General features: G+C 72.7%; 17 protein-coding genes and 1 pseudogene. 7 read left to right on the plus strand and 11 right to left on the minus strand.

The annotated features are described in order from the left end of the window. The first annotated feature begins 8 nt into the window (after positions 1-8). On the plus strand, positions 9-1,904 hold the full coding sequence (locus CUC05_RS23335; RefSeq protein WP_108668558.1) for a TIGR03767 family metallophosphoesterase: 1,896 nt from the start codon (positions 9-11) through the stop codon (positions 1,902-1,904). A 44-nt stretch (positions 1,905-1,948) separates the two neighbouring features. Here CUC05_RS23335 and CUC05_RS23340 read toward each other — a convergent pair whose 3' ends face one another. Both CUC05_RS23340 and CUC05_RS23345 read right to left on the minus strand, forming a co-directional pair. Next, positions 1,949-2,524, minus strand: a complete 576-nt coding sequence (locus CUC05_RS23340) for a TMEM165/GDT1 family protein (protein WP_108668559.1) — start codon at positions 2,522-2,524, stop codon at positions 1,949-1,951. Between the two features lie 39 nt (positions 2,525-2,563). Then, entirely contained in the window at positions 2,564-3,781 is a 1,218-nt protein-coding gene (locus CUC05_RS23345) for a HEAT repeat domain-containing protein (RefSeq protein ID WP_108668560.1), read from the minus strand. Positions 3,782-3,892: 111 nt separating this feature from the next. On the opposite strand from CUC05_RS23345, the gene dcd reads away from it, so the two are divergent. From dcd to CUC05_RS23360, 3 genes are all read left to right on the plus strand, one after another. Beyond that, entirely contained in the window at positions 3,893-4,459 is a 567-nt protein-coding gene (gene dcd / locus CUC05_RS23350) for a dCTP deaminase (protein WP_108668561.1), read from the plus strand. Positions 4,460-4,532: 73 nt separating this feature from the next. Beyond that, on the plus strand, positions 4,533-5,183 hold the full coding sequence (locus CUC05_RS23355) for a DUF1129 domain-containing protein (protein ID WP_108668562.1): 651 nt from the start codon (positions 4,533-4,535) through the stop codon (positions 5,181-5,183). Between the two features lie 70 nt (positions 5,184-5,253). Next, positions 5,254-6,084 (plus strand): alpha/beta fold hydrolase, encoded by an 831-nt coding sequence (locus tag CUC05_RS23360; protein WP_157965935.1) that lies wholly within the window; start codon positions 5,254-5,256, stop codon positions 6,082-6,084. A 37-nt stretch (positions 6,085-6,121) separates the two neighbouring features. Here the strand turns inward: CUC05_RS23360 and CUC05_RS23365 are convergent, their stop codons facing one another. Further along, complete coding sequence (locus tag CUC05_RS23365) at positions 6,122-6,595, minus strand: Lrp/AsnC family transcriptional regulator (protein ID WP_108668564.1); 474 nt, start codon at positions 6,593-6,595, stop codon at positions 6,122-6,124. A gap of 103 nt (positions 6,596-6,698) precedes the next feature. On the opposite strand from CUC05_RS23365, the gene CUC05_RS25025 reads away from it, so the two are divergent. Then, positions 6,699-6,860, plus strand: a complete 162-nt coding sequence (locus tag CUC05_RS25025) for a hypothetical protein (RefSeq protein ID WP_157965936.1) — start codon at positions 6,699-6,701, stop codon at positions 6,858-6,860. Between the two features lie 15 nt (positions 6,861-6,875). Here the strand turns inward: CUC05_RS25025 and CUC05_RS26000 are convergent, their stop codons facing one another. Genes CUC05_RS26000 through CUC05_RS23380 form a run of 3 tightly spaced genes read right to left on the minus strand, consistent with a single transcriptional unit; the run spans position 6,876 to position 12,046 of the window. Further along, positions 6,876-9,143, minus strand: a complete 2,268-nt coding sequence (locus CUC05_RS26000) for a TIM-barrel domain-containing protein (protein WP_108668565.1) — start codon at positions 9,141-9,143, stop codon at positions 6,876-6,878. Continuing rightward, positions 9,136-9,801, minus strand: coding sequence for a hypothetical protein (locus tag CUC05_RS23375; protein ID WP_108668566.1), 666 nt, complete (start codon positions 9,799-9,801; stop codon positions 9,136-9,138). Before CUC05_RS23375 ends, CUC05_RS26000 begins: the two co-directional genes overlap by 8 nt. A 1-nt stretch (position 9,802) precedes the next feature. Next, entirely contained in the window at positions 9,803-12,046 is a 2,244-nt protein-coding gene (locus tag CUC05_RS23380; protein WP_108668567.1) for a (Fe-S)-binding protein, read from the minus strand. A gap of 73 nt (positions 12,047-12,119) precedes the next feature. Between CUC05_RS23380 and CUC05_RS23385 the strand changes: the two genes are divergently transcribed. Both CUC05_RS23385 and CUC05_RS25790 read left to right on the plus strand, forming a co-directional pair. Next, on the plus strand, positions 12,120-13,646 hold the full coding sequence (locus tag CUC05_RS23385) for an FAD-dependent oxidoreductase (RefSeq protein ID WP_108668568.1): 1,527 nt from the start codon (positions 12,120-12,122) through the stop codon (positions 13,644-13,646). A gap of 243 nt (positions 13,647-13,889) precedes the next feature. Beyond that, positions 13,890-14,555, plus strand: coding sequence for a response regulator transcription factor (locus tag CUC05_RS25790; protein WP_108668569.1), 666 nt, complete (start codon positions 13,890-13,892; stop codon positions 14,553-14,555). Positions 14,556-14,576: 21 nt separating this feature from the next. Here the strand turns inward: CUC05_RS25790 and CUC05_RS26050 are convergent. The 5 genes and pseudogenes from CUC05_RS26050 to CUC05_RS23415 form a co-directional block, all read right to left on the minus strand. Further along, positions 14,577-16,322: pseudogene (locus CUC05_RS26050) on the minus strand (sensor histidine kinase); the annotation flags it as partial. Next, a complete protein-coding gene (locus CUC05_RS23400; protein WP_108668571.1) occupies positions 16,219-17,463 on the minus strand; it encodes an extracellular solute-binding protein in 1,245 nt (414 codons plus the stop codon). The pseudogene CUC05_RS26050 and the gene CUC05_RS23400, both read right to left, overlap by 104 nt. Positions 17,464-17,504: 41 nt before the next feature. Next, positions 17,505-18,302 carry an ABC transporter permease gene (locus CUC05_RS23405; protein WP_108668572.1) on the minus strand — a complete coding sequence of 266 codons (798 nt, stop codon included), beginning with the start codon at positions 18,300-18,302 and terminating at the stop codon, positions 17,505-17,507. Between the two features lie 58 nt (positions 18,303-18,360). Then, positions 18,361-19,230, minus strand: a complete 870-nt coding sequence (locus CUC05_RS23410) for an ABC transporter permease (RefSeq protein ID WP_108668573.1) — start codon at positions 19,228-19,230, stop codon at positions 18,361-18,363. Next, on the minus strand, positions 19,223-20,317 hold the full coding sequence (locus CUC05_RS23415) for an ABC transporter ATP-binding protein (protein ID WP_108668574.1): 1,095 nt from the start codon (positions 20,315-20,317) through the stop codon (positions 19,223-19,225). The genes CUC05_RS23410 and CUC05_RS23415 overlap by 8 nt, the downstream gene beginning before the upstream one ends. Positions 20,318-20,352: the final 35 nt, after the last annotated feature.

Consider the following 20,352-nt stretch of genomic DNA (forward strand, 5'->3'; position numbering starts at 1 on the left):
AGCGTGTCGTGGCAGTCACCCGCAGGCAGTTCCTCTCCCTTGTCGCGAGCGTGGCCGCAGCCACCGGCCTGCCCCGGGAGGTGGTCGCCGCCGAGCTGCTGCAGGCCGATGGCGAGGCCGCGGTCGCCGCGGCCCGTCTGACGACGCTGGCGCGCACCCTCCGGCAGGGCACCCCCAACGACCTGGGCTACGCACCGGTCGCCCTCGGCGACGGCGAACCCCACCTCGTCCGTGACGAGCTGGCCACCCCCCGGGCCGACCGCGACCAGCGACGACGCAGCCTGCTCTGCTTCGTGCACCTCACCGACCAGCACATCATCGACGTGCAGTCACCCGCCCGGGTGGAGTTCACCGACCGGTTCGTCAACACCGCCTGCCCACCGCCGTTCGAGTCCGCCCACCGCCCCCAGGAGGCCGCATCGGCACGGATCGCCGATGCCATGATCCGACGGGTCCGCGAGATGGCCAGCTCACCCGTCACCGGCGCGCCGATCGCCGCCGCGGTCTGCACCGGCGACAACATCGACAACCAGCAGGCCAACGAGGCCGATGTCTTCCTGGCCGTCATGGACGGCGGCACGGTCACGCCCAACTCCGGTGACCCCGCTGTCTACGAGGGCGTCCAGGCCAGCGGTGACCTGCAGTACTGGCATCCCGACCCCGCCATCCAGGACCGCTACAAGACCACCTACGGCTTTCCCGACGCCCCCGGCTTCCTGACCGACGCCCTGGCCAGCTTCACCGCCCCCGGCATCGGCCTGCCCTGGTACTCCGCCTACGGCAACCACGACGGACTGCTGCAGGGCAACGCCCCGACCAACCCGGTCCTGGAGGGCATCGCCACCGGACCGGCCAAGGTGATGAGTCCCGGTCCGTTCAACCCGTGCCTGCTGGGCGACGGCGAGGTGCCCATCGCACCCGTCGGTGCACCGGTCGCGGCGGTCACCGCCGATCCCGAGCGGCGGATCATCGACCGGGCCGAGTACGCCCGCAAGCACCTCGAGTCACCGGGCCTGCCGGCGGGCCACGGGTTCACCCGGGCCAACGTCGACAACGGCATCGTGTACTACGCCGCCGACGTCGGGCCGCTGCGGTTCATCGTCCTCGACACCGTCAACCCCGGCGGGTTCGCCGAGGGGTCCGTCGGCGACGTGCAGCTGGCCTGGCTGGACGCCGAGCTGCAGGCCTGCGACGACGCCCAGCGGCTGGCCGTCGTGTTCAGCCACCACGGGCTGCGGTCGTTGACCAACCCGATCGTCACGCCGGATCCGGCCGACCCCCAGGGTGGTGACCTTCCGCGCCACCTCGCCGACGACGTCGAGGCGGTCTGCACCGCCCATCCGAGCCTGATCCTGTGGGTGAACGGCCACACCCACTCCAACACCGTCGGGTTCCGGGGCGAGGGGAGCGGCGCGTTCTGGGACGTCGGCACGGCCGCCCACATCGACTGGCCGGCGCAGGCCCGCGTGATCGAGGTCGTCGACAACGCCGACGGAACCCTGTCGATCTTCACCACGATGATCGACCACGACGACAGCGACCCGACGGTGGTCCTGGCCCGCGAGCTGATGGGCAACGACCCGCAGGGTGGTTTCGCGGGGACCGGGCCGGGTGAGTTCAACGACCGCAACAACGAGCTGCTGATCGCCAACCCGTTCAGCGCGACCGGTCCGGCCCCGACGCCCGGGCCGACCCCCACGACCACCCCGACGCCCACGCCGACCCCCACGAGCCAGACCGGGACGGGCGGCTCGACGACCGGCAGCAGCGGTGGCTCGACGGGCGGATCGACCGGTCAGCGGCTGCCCGCGACCGGGCCCACCTCACCCAACCTCACCATCGGCGGTGCTCTGCTGCTCGCTGGCGCGGCAGGCCTGCGGGTGGTGCGCCAACCCCGACGCTGACCCCGCCTCGGGGTGGCCCACAGCCCACCCACGCAGGACCGTGATCAGCCGGTCAGCGCGTCGACCAGCAGCACGACCCCGACCACCAGGAACAGGCCGCCGGACACGAGCCGGACCGTCCGGGGTGACAGGCGGGTCCACAGGGCCCCGCCGATCACGACGCCGATGGCGCCCGCAAGGGCCATGCCGGCGGTCGCGCCGATCCACGTCCCGACCGCCGAGCTCGCCGCCGCCAGGGCGAACGTGGCCACCATCGTCTTGTCGCCGAACTCCGCCAACGACAGCGCCGCCACGATCCCGACGAACCCCGACGAGGACGCGTCCCCCGCCTCCTCCTCCCCTTCCGCTCCTTCTTCCTCGCCGCCCCGCAGGGTCAGCACGCCGAAGGCGACGAACAGGATCGCCGCCGCGGCGGTGATCGCACGGGTCGGCAGCAGCTGGCCGACGAGGTTGCCGACCGTGACCGACACGGCCATGGTGACCGCGCTGGCCGTCAGGACAGCCAGCAGCAGGACCGACCGGCGGTACCGGGCGGACAAGGACAGGGCGAGCAGCTGGGACTTGTCCCCCAGCTCGGCGAGGAAGACGGTCGCGAAGGCGACCCCGATGGCATCGAGCAACTGCGGATCCAGATGGTGGCGGGCGGCGGGACCACCACGTTAGACCGTCGCTCGGCCGACCTCCCTGCCGGCGAAGTCGACAACATGCACCTCGGTGCCGACGAGGAGGTCCTTCACGAGGCGGCCGGGCTCGACGACGCTGCACTGCTCCAGCAGGACGGTCTCGTGAACGAACTGCTCGACCGCCCCGGCCGCGACACGCCCGGCCACACCCTCGGGAAGGCCATCGGCGAGGGCCTGCTCCAGGGCCGCAGCCCCGACCGCGTCGAGCACCTCCGCGGGGACGTCCCCGCGTGCGAGCCACCGCGGTCGGCCGACCTCGACCTGGCGGGCCAGCGGTACCACCAAGCCGGACTTCCACGGGCCGCCCTCGAGGGTCACCAGCGACGGGTCGGGTTCCGGCCACGACATCGGCGGCGGACCGAGCCGCGCCTCGGGGTCGTCGAGGTCCGCCAGGGTCGAGGGGATCTCCCCCGACGCAACACCACGGCGGACCACCACGGCGCTGGGTCGTCGTTCGAGGAGCCGGCCGGCAAGCAGCCGCAGCCGGGGGTCGGAATGGGCCACCGTGTCCTCGATCACCGCCCACACCGCGGGTGAACGCAAGTACCCCAGGGCACTCAGCCCTCCCACCCGTACGTCGCCGTCGTCGTCGGACAGCGCCTCCACGAGGGCGACGGCCGCCGGCTCGGCGAGGGGTGACCCGAGGCCCCCGAGCACATCCGCGGCGTGGCGACGAACGGTCGCGGTCGCCCCGTGGCGCAGCGCCCCGACCACCTCCGGCACCGCGTCCGCGCCGAAGTGTCCCAACGCGACGTACAGGCTGTTGCGGTCCTCGGCGGACCCCCGGCCGAGCTGGGCGACCAGCGCCGGGACGACCTCGGGATCGCCGCACTGTGCGACCGCCCACCACGCCCGCGACGCGACGGAGGCCACCGGGTCGGCGACGAGCGGCAGCAGCCGGGTCCCGTCGGCCGGGTCGCCGAGCTTGCTCAGGGTGTGCGTCGCCTGGAGTCGGGCGATCCACCGCGGGTCGTCGAGGGCGTGGCGAACCATCGGCATCGCCGTGTCCCGCATGCGCAGCACCGCCCAGGTCAGGGTCTCGCGCACCCCGAAGTCGGGCTCGACGCCGAAGCGCGCCACCAGCGGGCCCGCTGCGTCCACGACCCGTGCCTGGCCCAGCTCGAGCGCCATCCGCAGCCGGACATCGGCCTCGGCGTCGCCCAGCAACGCGATGCGTGTGCGGTCGTCGTCCACGTGAACTCCAGTTCTCCAAGCAGCCGGCCACCGTACAGCGACCACGTCGGGTCGTCACGTGAACATCTCCTAGACTCCCCGCGAGACCACAACCCACCCGAGGACCTCCCCGTGATCCTGTCCGACATCAGCATCCGAGCCGCCCTGGAGGAGGGCCGCATCGTCGTCGACCCGATCGGCCCCGACGCGGTACAGCCCTCCAGCGTCGACCTGCGCGTCGACAGCGAGTTCCGGGTGTTCAACAACCACCTGTACCCCTACATCGACGTGCGGGACGAGCAGCCCGACCTGACCGACCCCGTCGAGGCCACCGACGAGCAGCCGTTCATCCTGCACCCGGGCGAGTTCGTGCTCGGGTCGACGCTGGAGAAGGTCACCCTCCCCAAGGACCTGGTCGCCCGTATCGAGGGCAAGAGCTCGCTTGGCCGCCTCGGCCTGCTGGTGCACGCCACCGCCGGGTTCGTCGACGCCGGCTTCTCCGGCTGGCTGACCCTCGAGCTGTCCAACGTCGCCAACCTGCCGATCGCCATCTACCCGGGCATGAAGATCGGCCAGCTGGCGTTCTTCCAGCTCGACCGCGCGGCCGAGCACGCCTACGGCGACGCCGAGCTCGGGTCGAAGTACCAGGGCCAGCGCGGCCCGACAGCCAGCCGGTACTACCGCAACTTCGACGAGTAGGCCGACCTTCGTCCCTACGGGGACGGGCCGGACGCCCTGACCGCGGCCGGGCATCCCAGCGGATGCTGCGGTCGTGGACACCGCGATCCCCTCGACGACGGCCGCGCCTCCGGTGCGGTCGCTGCGACGCGAGTGGACTGGGGCGTTCGTCGTGGCCGAGCTCGTCGGGTTCCTGCCGCCGGTGCTGGCCGGCACGACGCTCGTGGCCCTCGACGCCGCGGAGCCGTTGCTGGTCCTCGGGCTGACCGCAGCGGGGCTGCTGGAGGGGCTGGCCATCGGCAGCGCCAACGCCTGGGTGCTGCATCGGCACGCCCCTGCGGTGGACGGTCGGGGGTGGATCGGCGCAACGGTCCTCGGTGCCGGCCTGGCATGGCTGGCCGGGATGGGCGGCAGCGCGCTCCTCGGTGCGCCGGGGGCACCCGTCGGCCTGCTCCTCGTGCTGATGGTGCCGGTCTGGATCGCGGGGCTGCTGGCCATGGGGTTCCTGCAGTGGCGGGTCCTGCGACGGGTCGTCCCGCGGTCGGGCCGCTGGGTCGGGGTCAGCGCCGGGGCATGGCTGGTCGGTGTGATGATCCCGGTCGTGGCGCTGTCGGTCGTGCCCAACGCCTGGCCGCCCGTGGCCCACGGGATCGTCGGTGTGCTCGCGGCGGGGGCGATGGGGCTGGTCGTCGGCCTGCTCACCGGCCGAGCCCTGGACGGCCTGCTGCGCCGGGACGCCGGTTAGGGTGACCGCCGACGGCCGGGCCCCCGCGCCCGCAGCCGCCCCGCACGACGAACGACGACGAGGGACGACGATGGCGAGCAGCATCCCGGCGATGGAGATCCACCGCGACGAGGGGGAGGGGGACGCGGTCGTGCTGCTGCACGGCTTCCCCGACACCGCGGCCACGTGGGACGGGATCGCCAACGCCCTCGTGGCCGACGGGCACCGGGTGGTCGTGCCGCACCTCCGCGGGTACACCGCCGCGTCGATCCGGCCGGACCGGCCCTACGACGCCCGCACCCTGGCCGAGGACGTGATCGGGCTGCTTGACGACCTCGGGCTGGACAGCGCCACCCTCGTCGGCCACGACTGGGGCGCGTCCATGGCCTACGGCACGGCGTCGCTGTCCCCGGACCGCGTCGACCGGTTGGTCGGCGTGGCCATCCCGCACCCCCGGACCCTCCGGCCGACCCCGGCGCTGCTGTGGAAGGCCCGGCACTTCGCCACGCTGCGGCTTCCGGGGGCGGCGCAGGTGTTCGCGCTCGGGAACCTCCGCGGGGTCGACACCCTCTACCGCCGGTGGGCACCCGGCTGGTCGGGGCCGGATCGCGACGCCTGCGTGGCCAACGTCAAGGCGGCGATGGCCGACCGGGACGTGCTCGACGCCACCCTGGCCTACTACCGGGCGCTGTCCCCGCGGCCGGACCGGGCCCTGTCGCATCGGCTGGGCATGCCGTCATTGGTGGTGGGCGGCACGCGCGACCTCGTGCCCCCGGAGGCGTTCGAGCACAGCCGGTCGGCCTTCACCGGACCGGTCGACGTGCTGATCCTGGACGGCGCCGGCCACTGGCCGCACCGCGAGCGGGAGCCCGAGTTCGTCGACGCCCTGCGCGCGTTCCTGGACCGCACCCGCCTCGACTGACCCGCCCGGGGCGTTCGGGCCGTCGCGCCGAAGCGGATCAGGCGTCGGTGCCCGCGGGGAGGTAGGGCTCGACGATGGCGTGGTCGAACGGCTGGCTCAGCACCAGGGAGGTGTTGGACGGGCCGTACTCCATCACGCCGTCCAGCAGGTGGTGCAGCTCGGTCGGGCCGCTGACCGCGACGACCATGTGGTAGCAGTCCTCGCCGGTCACCCGCCAGCAGCGCAGGACCGACGGTTGGTCGGCCGCCCACGCCTCGAGGCGGTTGCACTCCTCCTTCGTGGTCGGCCCCACGCGGACCGTGGCCATCAGCGGCCGCCCCACCTTCTCCAGGTCGATCACCGCCCGGTACCCGACGATGACGCCTGCTTCCTCCAGCCGCTTGACTCGGTCGGCGACCGCGGGCGGGCTCAGGCCGACGAGGTCGCCCAGCTCGCGATAGCTGGCGCGACCGTCCCGTTGAAGCGCAGCCAGAAGTTGGCGATTGGTTTCGTCAAGAAGGCGTTCGTCCACTCAGACCCACACATTCGATGGCTGTACGAGGTGTGCCTGCTATTCTATGGCGTTGAGGACGACTCACCGTCGTTTCGTCAGCCGATCAGCCAAGGAGGTTGCGATGTTCACCGTTGACTGCCCCACCCACGGCGGCCGGACCCTCATCTGGCCGTCCGGTATCGATGCCGTCCACAACACGCCCGACGGCATCGAGGTGCGCTTCCACTGCACCTGCGGTCACCGCGGGATGTACGTGACGGGCCGCCAGGTGCTGGACCAGTAGCACCAGTCGCCGGCGTCAGCGATCCTGACGCCAGCGGTCCAGGTCGTCGGCGACCGCCGAGCCCGCCCGGGCCCAGGCCGGCGGGCGGCCCAGGGGCGCCGCGACGGTCTCCTCCTCGACGGTGGTGCGGGACACCTCGACCTCCTCGCCGGTCCAGATGTCGACCCAGACCCCGATCGGCAGGGTGACCCGCCGGTCGGTGGCGCCCTCCTCCAGCACGGGCGCGACGAAGAGGTCCTCACCCAAGAAGAAGACCTCCGGCTGGTAGGCGACCTCGGGCTGCTCGGGGACCACCAGCACGGGATGGCGGACGAGGGGCAGCGCGCGGCTGTCGAACCCACGGTCCAGCCGCCCGCGTTCGTCGGCCAGCGCCGCGAAGAGGCCGACCAGTCCGGCGAGGTGGTCGAGGACCCCGTCGTCGGTGATCGAGGCCCCCAGGTCGGGTCGGGTTCCCGGTGCCGACCGCATCATCGAGGTGAACGCCGACAGCTCGGCGGAGCGGACGATCAGCTCCTCGGAGCGCAGCAGGTCGGGCAGGGGGCCCGGCAGCGCCACAGTGGTACTGGCGCCGATGTCGACGTGGGACCGCGTCAGGCCGCTCACGCCTCCCGCCAGCAGGCCGTCGAGTCCGCTGGCGAGCCCGTCGGTGTGGGAGAAGTCCACCAGCTGGTCGCCGGCCCGCAGCAGCCCCGCCTCTCCGGCGGTCCCCGGGCCCACGGCGGTGTGCACGGTGAGGCCGTCCTGGCCCAGCCCGGCCAGCTCCAGCGCCCGCCGGGTCGTCGCCGCCCAGCGGGTGGGGTAGGCCCGGCGCAGGTCCTCCACGGGGCCGGCGGCCGTGACGGCGTCCAGCGGTGGCCCCTCGCCGTCCAGCGCGACCAGCCCGGCAGCGCCTGACCCCAGCGCCTCCTCGGCCAGCACCCGGGCGTACCAGGACTGCGCGTCGGGGTCGAACAGGTCGACCCACCCGACCCGCACCCCGGAGACCTCCACGACGTAGGGTTCGCCCTCCTCGTCGAGCACCAGCCATCCCGCCTCGACGGCCTCCTCCCAGAGGTCGCGGGCACCGTCGTGGGCGGCGTCGGGGGACACCATCGGGCTCGCGGTCGTCAGCACACGGATGTCGTCCTCGGCGAGGTCGTCGACGAGCCCGGCCAGGTCGGGATACCGGGTCTCGTCCACGGTCGCGGCCAGCCCCGGCCCGTCGCCGAACGGGACGGGGCGCAGACCTGCCCAGTCGCTGAGCCACACCGCGGTGACGTCGACGTCGGCCTCGCGCAGCAGGGCGAGGCGTTCCCGAACCTCCGTGGCGCCGTCCGACACGCCGAGGACCAGCCCCGTCCCGACCCACTCGGGCACGCGGCGGGGCACCCCCTCGGCGGCGGCGTGGGCGGCCACGTGCGCCGCCGGGGTGGCCCCGACGGCCATGGAGACCTGCATCTCCTCGCCCCAGACGGTCATGGCCAGGCGATCGTCCTGTCGCAGGTCGGCGACGACCACGTCGGGGCCGTGGACCCACATCGATCGGGGGGCGGAGGTGACCACGTGCGGCAGCGGCGCGCCGGTGGTGTCGGCGGCCCCCGCGGCTCCGAGGACGAGGTCGACCAGCAGCGACAGCGGCTGGGCCCCGCGACCGACCCCCTGTGCCCGGGGGATCAGCGGGTAGGCGCGGCCACGCAGGTCGAAGTCGGAGAACTGTGCGCCCAGCCCGTGGACCAGCTCGCCGGGGTCCAGCTCAGAGACCAGCGACAGGCGGTCGACCTCCTCGAGCACGGCGACGTCGATGTCCAGCCCGCCGGTGCGTCTGCCGGACGTGGCCACGAAGACCTGGTACTCCAGCCGCTCGTCGCTCTCCTCGTTGCCGAGCAGGCCGGTGATCACCAAGCGGCCGGTCGTGTCGACGTCGGCCCCCTCGACGGTCTGCTCGCCGAAGACCTCCTCGATGTGCTCGGACAGCCGCAGCATGCCCCGTGGTTCCGGGGTGTCGACGGTGCCGGTCGCCGCGACGAGGAACGCCCGTCCGCGGGGTGACGCCCAGACCGCCCGGGGGGACGCGGGGTGGCTGATCGTGATGCCGTCCGCGGCGATGAGGACGGTGTGCTCGCCGACCCGGTAGGTCCCCCGGGCACGTTCGCCCACCTCGATGCGGTCGGGCAGCAGCGGCGTGACCGACGCCGTCGACGGCGGGCCGACCAGCCGGACGATCCCGACCGCCGCGACGATGGTGAGGACCACCGACACGGCCGTGACCCGCAGCAGGCGGGGCAGGTGCAGGCGATCAGCCACCGAGGGCGAGGCGGGTCAGGGACTCGGCGGCAGCCATGGCGTTCAGCGGGCCGTCGACGTAGACGATCCAGTAGGTGGTCCCCTGCAGGGCGTGGACGTAGACGCCGATCTCGCCGTCCAGCAGGTACGCCTCGTCACCGAGCCCCGGCATGGGGTCGGCGACGCCGTCGGCGTCCAGCGCCTCGGCCTGCGGGCCGACCACGTCGATCAGGGGGAACGCGGCGGCGAGCTCGGTGCGCGTGATGGTCGCAACGGTGATGTCGCTGCCGTCGACCACGGTCCAGGTGCACGAGTCGGGGGTGATGTCCTGCACCCCGGCGTCGGCCCCGAGGATGTCGCGCACGCCCTGGGTGGGCACCTCGTCGCACAGCCGGCCCCCGGAGGACTCGACCGTCTCCACGACCTCGCCGCCCGGCAGGACGAGCGCCGGGACCTCCTTGTCGTCGCTGACGGAGAGGTCGCCGCCACGTGGCCCGCTCTTGTCGTCCTGGGCGGCGTCCCCGTCCGCTGCGGCGCTGCCCTCCTCCACCGTGTCCTGCTGCAGCGGCGTGCCGTTTGCGGGGTCGTCGGCGGGGTCGTCGGCGATCGCGACCTCCCGGCCGTCGCCGCCACACGCGGTGGCGGCGACCAGCAGCAGGACCAGGAGGAGGCGCCGCACGTCAGTGGGCGGGTTCGGGCTCCGGGGCGCCTGCCGCCTCGTCCGCTCCGTCCCCCGGGTCGGCGTCGGGCAGGAAGTTCATCGCGAGCACCTGCGAGACGTCGAGCACCTGGACCGACCCCTCGGCGATCGAGCCGTCGGAGACCCGGTCGTTGGTGCCGTCGTCGAGCATGTTCTTGCAGAACGGGCACGCCACGGCGACGACGTCGGCGGTGCCGTTGGTCGACGGGCCGGCGCCCTGCAGGGTCTCGATCGCCTCGTCGATGCGGTTGAGGTTGACGCGTTCGCCGACCTCCTCCATGAAGAACTTGGCACCACCGGCACCGCAGCAGAAGCCCTGGTTCCGGGACCGCTGCATCTCGATGGTTTCCATGCCCTCCACCGACGACAGCAGCGACCGCGGCTCGTCGTAGATCTCATTGTGGCGACCCAGGTAGCAGGGGTCGTGGAAGGTGACCCGCTGGCCCTCGGAGGACCGCTGCGGCGACAGCTTCCCGTCCACGATCAGCTGGGCGAGGATCTCGGAGTGGTGGATGACCTCGAAGTGGGCGCCGAAGTCGGGGTACTCGTTCTTCAGCGTGTTCAGGCAGTGGGGGCAGGCGGTGATGATCCGCGTGCCCTTCTGCTCCGGTGAACCCAGGTCCGCGCCGGCCTCCTTGAACGTCTCGACGTTCATGTCGGCCATCATCTGGAACAGGTACTCCATGCCCAGGCGGCGGGCCGGGTCACCGGTGCACGCCTCGCCCTCACCGAGGACGGCGAAGGACACGCCGGCCGCCTGCAGCAGCTGTGCGGTGGACACGGTGGTCTTCTTGGCCCGGTCCTCGAACGCGCCGGCGCAGCCGACCCAGAACAGGTAGTCGACCTCGGCGATGGACTCGACGTCCTGGCCGAGGACGGGGATCTCCATGCCCTGTGCCCACTCCAACCGCTTCATCGCCCCGGCACCCCACGGGTCGCCGGAGTTCTCGATGTTGCGCAGCATGGCGCCGGCCTCCTGCGGGAAGCTGGACTCCATCTGGGCCTTGTAGCGGCGCAGGTCGATGATCTGGTCGACGTGCTCGATGTCGACGGGGCACTCCTCGACGCAGGCGCCGCAGGTCGTGCAGGACCAGAGGACGTCGAAGTCGATGACGGCGTCGGCCTGGCCGGGCTCGTCGCCGACCAGCATCATGCCGAGGACGTCGACGTCGGCGTGCTTCTCGTTCTCGCGGCCGCCGTCGAGCAGGTACGGACCGGTCTCCCACAGGTGGTCGCGCAGGTCCATGATCAGCAGCTTGGGCGACAGCGGCTTGGCGGTGTTCCACGCCGGGCACTGCGACTGGCAACGGCCGCACTCGGTGCAGGAGTAGTAGTCGAGGAAGCGCTTGAAGCCGAACTGCTCGATCTGGCCGACACCGAGGATGTCGTCCTCACCCATGTTCTCCACGTCGATGCGCTCGGCCTCGAGCTTGCCCAGGGCCTTGGGGGTGCGGCTGAACGCGACCTGGGGGGCGATGGCCAGCACGTGGAGGTGCTTGGAGTACAGCGTGAAGACGAGGAACCCGCCGAACACGGCGATGTGGACGAGCAGGGCGACGAGGCCGATGACCTCGAGGGTCTCGTGGGGGAGGGACTCCAGGCGACCACCGACGAAGGAGGACACGAACGCGCCGTCGGGGTAGGGCAGCGTGCCCTCGGCGGCGCGGACGCCACGGAGGATCAGCACGGAGTACAGCAGGCCGAACTCGAAGAACAGCGTGTACCAGCCCTGGTCCAGGTTGGAGCCAGCGAAGCGGGACTCCCGGCCGTCCCGCGAGGGGGCCTGGGAGAAGCGGATGAGGGCGAAGCCGACGACCGCCACGAGGACGAGCAGGCCGACGAAGTCCTGCATGAAGCCGAGCAGCTCGGTCCACCAGTGACCCGGCCCGAAGAACGGGATGTGGAACTCGGCGTCGAAGACCTCGCCGAGGGCCTCCAGGGTGAGGGTCTGGTGGACGATGAACGCCCAGAAGATGAAGGCGTGGAGCACACCGGGGGTGGTCCACTTGAGGAGCTTCTGCTGCGCCAGGATGTGCTGGACCTGGTAGCGGAGGACGTGGCCGAACGTGGGCCGGCCGTCACCCTCACCGGGGATCCTGCTGGGCATGGGCTGGGCGAGGCCGACGAGGTCCACCAGGTACTTGACCCGGCGGCCGGCGACGGCGAACGCCGCTGCGAACAGCGCCAGCCCCACGACGAGGCGGATGATGCCGATTGTGTCCATTGGCTCCTGAGCCTTCCTTGCTCGGTCCGAGCGGCCCGCCGTGACGGACCGTGCCCTCGCATGTGTCCGCCGCATGATAGGGAATGCGCTGGGCCGGCCACGATTCCGTGTGACACCGGCTGGTGGCTCGTGTCACGCGAGCGACCGTCACGCCCGCTGGGAGGTCAGGGACATGGACACCGATGTGCTCGTCGTCGGGGCAGGGCTGTCGGGGCTCTCGGCCGCCGACGCGTTGGCTGCGGTCGGCCGGGACGTGGTCGTGTGGGAGGCGCGGGACCGGGTGGGTGGTCGGACGCTGACCGAGGACGTCGACGGGGCCGCCGTCGACCTCGGTGCCCAGTGGCTGGGGCCGACGCAGTGGCGGATGCACGGGCTGGTCCAGCGCTTCGGGTTGGCCACGTTCCCGACGCACACGACCGGCCGGTCGGTGCTGGTCGACGGCGACCGGCGGCGGACCTACCGCGGCACGGTCCCGCTGCTGGGGCCGCTGCAGCTCGGCCGGATGGCGCTGGGCCTGACGACGTTCCGCCGACTGGCACGGCAGGCGGATCGTGCCGATCATCGCCCCGGCGCGACGCAGGCCCCGATCGCGCCGATGGGCGCCCCGGACGGCCGAGCGGATCGTGCCGATCATCGCCCCGGCGCGACGCAGGCCCCGATCGCGCCGATGGGCGCCGTCGACGACCGCACCCTCGCGACGGTCCTCGACGGGCCGCTGGGCGACGGGACCGCCCGAGCCGTGGTCGACGCGGCCATCCGCGTGATCTTCGGGGCCGACCCCGGCGAGCTGTCGGCGGACTGGGTGGCCGCCTACGCCGCCGCAGCCGGTGGGGACCTGCTGGACCTCGCCGCCGTCGACGGTGGGGCACAGCAGACCCGCTTGGTCAGCGGCACCCAGGCCATCTCGACGCGGCTGGCCGAGGGGCTCGACGTCCGGCTCGGGCGCGAGGTCGTCGAGGTTCGGCACGACGACGACGGGGTCACGGTCCGCGCCGCGTCCGGCGAGACGATCAGGGCCGCCCACCTGGTCATGGCCGTCCCGACCCCGCTCGTGGACACCATCACCTTCGACCCGCCCCTGCCGCCGGCCCGCCTGGCCGTGCAGCGCCGCATGCCGATGGGGGCCACCGCCAAGGTCGTGGCCACCCACGACGAGCCGTTCTGGCGGGCCGACGGGCTGACCGGTGAGGCGGTCCTGACCGACGGGCCGGTGCAGGTGGTCTTCGACAACACCTCCGCCGACGGGTCGGTCCCCGCATTGCTGGCCTTCGTCACCGGGTCCCCTGCCCACGTCGCCGCCCGTGGCACGGAGGAGGAGCTGCACGACGCCGCCGTCGAGGCGATGGTCCGGGCGTTCGGTCCTCGCGCGGCCGCACCCACCCGTATCGTGTCAAAGCAGTGGGTCCACGAGCGGTTCACCGGCGGCTGTCCGGTCGCCAACCTGGCCCCGGGTGCGGCGATGCACGCGGCGGCGCTGACCCGACCCGTCGGGCGCATCCGCTGGGCGGGGACCGAGACGGCGACGGAGTGGACCGGCTACATGGAGGGGGCGGTCGCCGCCGGCCGCCGCGCCGCTCGGGACATCGTGGCCGGTCGGTGACCGGCGGGTTCCCCGTCCCCCCCCCCGGGTCGAGGGGGAACCCCCGGCCGCCACCGTGACGCCACCCCCCATGGATTGCGCTACGGTGACGGCCGTCGACTGCGTCGTACCTCGGTCTGGATCCGAGATGCAGAACGTATCGACGTCCCTATCTTGGGTGGCGGCACGTTCCGAGTCGACCGTGCTGGCCAGTCACTTCAGAAGGTGGTGCTAGCACCACCATCGACCCGGGGCGGGGTTCGTTTGATCAGGGTTGCAGTAGCCGAGGACGACTATCTCGTCCGCAACGGGATCGAGACGGTCCTGAGCCGCAGCACGCGGATCGAGGTGTGCGGCACCGCCGGCGCGCCCGAGGAGCTGCTGACCCTGCTGGAGCATGTCGCCGTCGACGTGGTCGTCCTCGACATTCGCATGCCCCCGACCCACACCACGGAGGGCATCACGCTTGCCCGCACCCTGCGGGAGCACCGGCCCGAGCTGGGCATCGTGATGCTCAGCCAGCACCACGACCCGGAGTACGCCCTGGAGCTGCTCGGCGACGGCAGCGAGGGCAAGGCCTACCTGCTGAAGGAACGCCTCGGCGACGCCGACGAGCTGGTCAAGGCGGTGGAGGAGGTCCACGAGGGTGGCTCGATCCTGGACCCCAAGATCGTCGACGCGCTGCTGACCGCGAAGTCCCGCCGGTCCCACGGCCGGCTGGCCGGGCTGACCCCCCGCGAGATGGAGGTGCTGGCCCTCATGGCCACCGGCAAGGGCAACTCAGCCATCGCCGACGCACTCGTCGTCGGTGAACGCGCGGTCGAGAAGCACTCCAACGCCATCTTCCAGAAGCTGGGCCTGCGCGACGCCGACGACCTCAACCGGCGTGTCGCGGCGGTGCTGTTCTTCCTGCAGCGCTCCCACGACTGACTCGGGTCCGAGCGGCACGACCACGGCGACCGCCGTCCCGACGCCGGGCTGTGACCTGATCCCGGCCAGCCCGCCGAGGGCCGCGGCCCGGTCACGGAGGTTCTGCACGCCCGACCCGCGTGTGCGCACCGCGGGGTCGAAGCCGACGCCGTCGTCGCAGACCAACAGCGTCAGCAGCGCGCCGGCTACCTCGACGTTGACCCGCACCTCTTCTGCCTCGGCGTGCTTGACGCAGTTCGTGATGGCCTCGGCGACCATGAAGTACACGCCGCCCTCCACCGGCTCGGCGAAGCGCGGCAGCGGGTCGGGCGTCAGCGCCAGGTCGATCGGCAGCGGGGAGGTGGCGGCCAGGGAGTACAGCGCACCGGTCAGCCCGCGGTCGGCCAGGATCGAGGGGTAGATGGCCTGACCGGTCTCGCGGAGCTGCTCGATGACCGCCTCCACGGACCGCCCGATCTCGGCCAGCTCCTCGGAAGTGACATCGCCGTCCAGCAACCGGACGCGCAAGCGCAGCATGACCAGCTGCTGCTGCACGCCGTCGTGCAGGTCACGGGCCAGCCGTCGCCGCTCGACGTCCCGGACGGTCGCGATGCGCTGCGAGGCGCCCTGCAGCTCCTCGGACTGCCGGGAGATGATGCCGACCTGCTCCTGCAGGGTGGCGCGCATGTTCTCCAGCGTGGTCGCCAGCTCGCCGATCTCGTCACGGCCACCGGTGGGGAACCGCTTGCCGGCATCGCCGCGCCGCACCGCCTCGGCGGTCTCCGCCAGCCTGGTCAACGGGCGGGTGAGCCGGCGCAAGTAGGCGTAGCCGACGACCAGCGCGACCACGAGCACGACGAGGAAGGTGGCCACGCCAGCAGAGGTCAGGCTTCGCTCGAGGTCCTCCAGCAGCCGGGGCGTCACGACGGCCACCCAGGTGTCCTCCCCGACGCGGGCGAACCCCACCAGCGACGTGCCCTCGGGCCGCATGATCTCGATCGCGTCGACCATCCCCTCCTGACCGGCGGCCGCAAGCGCGTCCCGGACCAGCGACCCCTCGGCGATCGTGGCCCCGGCCACCTCCCCGTCGTGCAGCAGGACGACGTCGCGGCCGATCAGGCGACGCAGGGCGAACGCGCGGGCGTCGTCGATGGCGACGACCATGGTCAACCACAACCCGTCGGCCACCCGGACCGACAGGACCTCCAGGACCTGTCCCTCCCGCCCCGTGACGTATCGGGGCACGGCGGCGCTGCCCTGCGTCAGGGGCCCGATCGCCCCGTCGGCGGGCGCAGCACCCGCTTCCGCGAGGACCGTCCCCTCCTCGGAGGCGAACAGCACCCCGTCCACGCCGAGGTTGCGCTGCACCTGCCCGGCCATGCGTTGGAGGTCGATCGGACCGGTCGACCGGGACACCCCGTCGACCTGCAGGCTCTGCGCGTTGAAGCGCAACGAGGTCATCAGCCGACCCCGGTCGTCGGCCAACGACCGGGCCGCGACGTCGAGGTCGTTGGCCAGCAGCTGCTCGCTCTCCGCTCGGACACGGCTGGACGTGATCTGGCGGTCCACCAGCATCGACACGAGCGATGCCGCGGCGAGCGTCAGGCCCAGGGCCAGCAGCACCCTCGTACGCAGGGACCGGGGCCGTCCGGAGGCCGCCATCAGCGCCATCTCGGCGGGCACGTCACTGCACCTGTGCCTGCTCGGCGAGCTGCTGTGCGAGGCCCAGCGCCTCGGCCGCCGACATGCGTCCCGACAGGACGTCGTCGACGGCGTCGGCGAACGCATCCTGCGCCTCGGGGAAGGCGATCAGCAGCTGGGGCGTCGCGGTGGCGAGCTGGGCGGCGACCGTCTCCAGCACGGCCGGGTCCAGCCCCGCCTGTTCGAGGAGCGCCGGCTGCGTGGGCAACCGTCCCTCGGTGCGGGCCAGGTCCAGGGCGGCGTCATCGGCGGTCAGGGCGAGGATGAAGTCCACGGCCTCCTGGCGATGGGTCGACCCCACGCCGACCAGCAGGCTGGACCCGCCCATCGCCGACCCGCCGATCGGGTCACCGATGTCGCTGGGCATGGGGGCGGTCACGAAGGCGCGGCCGGGATAGACGGTGTCGAGGGTGGTCGTGTCCCACGTGCCGGAGGTCAGCAGCGACGTCCGGCCGAGCCCGAACAGCTGCACCTGATCGTCGGCCACGTTCCGGGTGGTCGGTCCGTGGGCCAGCCCGTCGTGGATCAGTCCCGCCAGGAAGTCCAGGGCCCGGACGTTCTCCTCCCGTGCCAGGGTGAACCGCGCCGTGCCGTCACGGTCGACCTCGACGATCTCGCCGCCGAACGCCCGGATCCAGCCGTAGGTCTGCCACGCGCTGGCCCCGATCGACAGCGCTCGTTCCCCATCGGTGGAGGCCGCCTCGGCGAAGGCACGGACCTCCTCCGGTGTGCGGGGAACCCCGGCCCGATCCACGACCTCGGCGTCGAGCACCATGAACATCGCGTTGATGTCCAGCGGCACGCCGTAGACGGTGTCGCCCCACGTGACGTCCTGCATCGCGCCGGGGAAGAAGTCGTCGGGGTCCAGCCGCTCGGCCCACAGGTCGTCCAGGGGTTCGGCCTGTCCGCGTGCGGCGGCGGCGAAGGCGTGGCTGTGCACGACGTCGATGGGGTCACCGCTGGCCACGGACGCGGCGAGCTCACCGTCGATCTGGCTGAACGGGCGGCCGACGAGGCTGACGGTCACGTTCGGGTGGTTCGCCTCGAACCGGCGGACCACGTCCAGGACCGGCCGGGTGTCGGCCCAGTCGTCGGCCATCAGGACCTGCAGGACGATCGGCTCGATGGGGTCCTCGCCACCGCAGGCGGCGGTCAGCAGCGTGGCGGCGACCAGCACGGCGGCCACCCCGGCGAGGGGCGGCATCCGGCTCGTGCTGCGGCCACGCATGCCGACAGTCTCGCATCCACAGCCGGCGCCCGGGAGGAGTGTCACACGCGCTGCCGTCGCCACAGCAGCCACGCCACACCGGACGCGACGAGGGCGATCAGCAGCAGCAGGCTGGACGCGGCGGCCACGTCGGGACGAACGGCATGGCGGACCTGCGGCCACACGACGGTGGGCAGCGTGCGCACCCGGCCGCCGGCGAGGAACAGGCTCATGACGAGCTCGTTGAGGCTGGCCACGAACGCCAGCAAGCCGCCGACGGCAATGGCCGGGCCGAGCAGCGGCACGGTGACCTCCCAGCCGGCGCGCCAGGCGGATGCGCCGAGCGACCGTGCAGCCTCCACCAGGCGTGAGTCCAGCCGGTCGTGGGCGGCCACCAGGACCAGCAGCGCCAACGGCAGGCCCCACATCGTGTGGGCGGCCACGATGCTGAGCAGGCTGCCGCGCAACCCGGCCGCCTCGAACGCCACGAGGCTCTGCATGCCGAGGACGACGGTGGGGACGGTGGCGGGGATCACGACCAGGCCGCTGAGCCTCCGCAGACGTGGGACCCGGGCCATGGCGACGATCAGCGGCAGGGCGAGCGCGACGGAGGCCACGGCCACCAGCACGCCGACCACCAGCGAGGTCGTCAGGCCCTGCCGGTAGAGGCCGTCGCCCAGCACGACCCGGTACCACTCCAGCGTCACGCCGGTCGTCGGGGTGGGCACCCCGATCGAGCGGCCCGGGTTGAACGACACCAGCAGGCTGATCACGAACGGCGCCAGCACGAACGCCAGCACGGCCACGGCGAACAGGTGGAAGGCCACCACCCCGGCGCGCCGCCCCACCCGCGCCATCATCGTGGCACCCCCCGACCGGTCGGCCCGACGGGGTCGACCGCTGACCGCGACGCAGCGGTCACGACGTCGTCGCCCGGCGGAGGAGGAGCTGGGGCAGGCCGAGGACCAGGCCGAAGGCGGCCACGCCGAGCACGGCCCAGCCGGCGGCCTCGACCCAGGCGAGGTCGACCAGCGCGCGGTCGTACACCTCCACGGCGACCGTCCAGTAGGGCGGGTTGCCCATCACGAGCGGGCCGACGAACGCGCCGACACCCCAGACGGCCGACACGATGGCCGCACCCACGACGGCCGGCCATGCCGGTCGCAGGACCGTTTCGACCCAGGCCCGGACCGGCCCCGCGCCGAGCGAACGGGCTGCCTCCATCTGCGCCGGGTCGGCCGCGTGGAACGCCGCGACCAGCAGCAGGACCGGATAGGGGAGGATGACCAGGACCTCGGTGAACACCACCGCGAAGAGGTTGCCGAACATCTGCAGGGGCCGATCGATGATGCCGGTGCCGACCAGCACGTCGTTGATGACCCCCTGCCGTCCGAGGACCAGCAGCACCCCGTACAGCAGCACCAGCAGGTTGACCAGCTTGGGCAGGGCGATGGCGCCGATCAGCGCCGCCCGGAGCCGGGGGCCGCGGGTGTGCACGTAGGCAGCGAACGGCACGGCGATCAGCATGCACACGGCCGTGATGACGACCGCGGTGCGGACGGTGACGCCCAGCACGCTGCGGAACAGCGACGTGGACGCGACCGTGCGGAGGCTGTCGAGGGAGAGGACCGACAGGTCGACGAACGACCCGGTGCCAGGCGGGGGGTCACCGGCCAGGGCCACCCGGACCACGCCGAGGAACGGTCCGACGAACACCGCGAGGACGAACGCCACCGCGGGCACCGCGAGCCAGCCGGGGTGATGCAGCCAGGCCAGCCGCCTACCCACGGGTCGACCCGTCCGCCGGCAGCAGGCGGACCGCGTCGACCAGCACCCGCACCGCCACCCGGTCGCCGACCGCCAGCACCGGCAGCCCGTCGGGCTGGGCGGTCCGGACCGTCAACCGCGTGCCGTCCACGTCGATCCGGTGGGTCGTGGAGCCTCCGGCGTAGGCCACCGCCACGACCGTGCCCGGCCCGTCGGGGTCGGCCAGTACGTCGAGGGCCTCCGGCCGCACGCAGGCCAGCACGCCGCCGTCGGGCACACCGCTGTCGGGCACACCACCGCTCGGTCCAGTCGGTACTCCACCGCGGACGGCAACCGGGGTCGGCAGGCCCGTCACCACCACACCCCCGTCGACGACCCGGGCAGGCAGCAGGTTCATGTCGCCGAGGAACGTCGCCACGACGGTGCTCACCGGGCTGCGCCACACCTCGGCGGGGGTGCCGACCTGCACCAGACGGCCGTCGCTGAGCACGCCGATGCGGTCGGCGAAGGACAACGCCTCCTCCTGGTCGTGGGTGACCAGCACGGTGGTGATCCCGACGGCGTCGGTGATGGTGACCAGCTCGTCGCGCAGGCTCTCGCGCAGTCGGCGGTCGAGGTTGGCCAGCGGTTCGTCGAGCAGCAGCAGGGAGGGATTGGGCGCCAGGGCACGGGCCAGCGCCACCCGCTGGCGCTGGCCGCCCGACAGCTGGTCGGGCCGGCGGTCGGCCTCGCGGGTCAGGCCGACGAGCTTTAGCAGCTCGGCCACCCGGGCCCGACGGGTCTCGCGGTCGACCTTCCGCATGCGGAGGCCGAACGCGATGTTCTGGGAGACCGTCCGGTGGGGGAACAACGCGTAGTCCTGGAAGACCACGCCGACGCTGCGGCGCTCCGGCGGCAGGCCTACCACGTCCTGTCCGGCCAGCACGACCCGTCCCTCGTCGGGTCGTTCGAACCCGGCGACCAGCCGGAGGATGGTGGTCTTGCCCGACCCGGACGGCCCCAGCAGCGCGAACCGTTCGCCGTCGGCCACGGCGAGGTCGACCCCGTCGACCGCCCGCACGTCGCCGTACCGGCGGTGCAGACCGCGGAGCTCCAGCGCGTCGGACATCCTCACGAGCGTAGTTCGCGGCGCCGCCCGCTGCG

It is taken from the genome of Euzebya rosea (assembly GCF_003073135.1).
GTDB classification, from domain to species: Bacteria; Actinomycetota; Nitriliruptoria; order Euzebyales; family Euzebyaceae; genus Euzebya; species Euzebya rosea.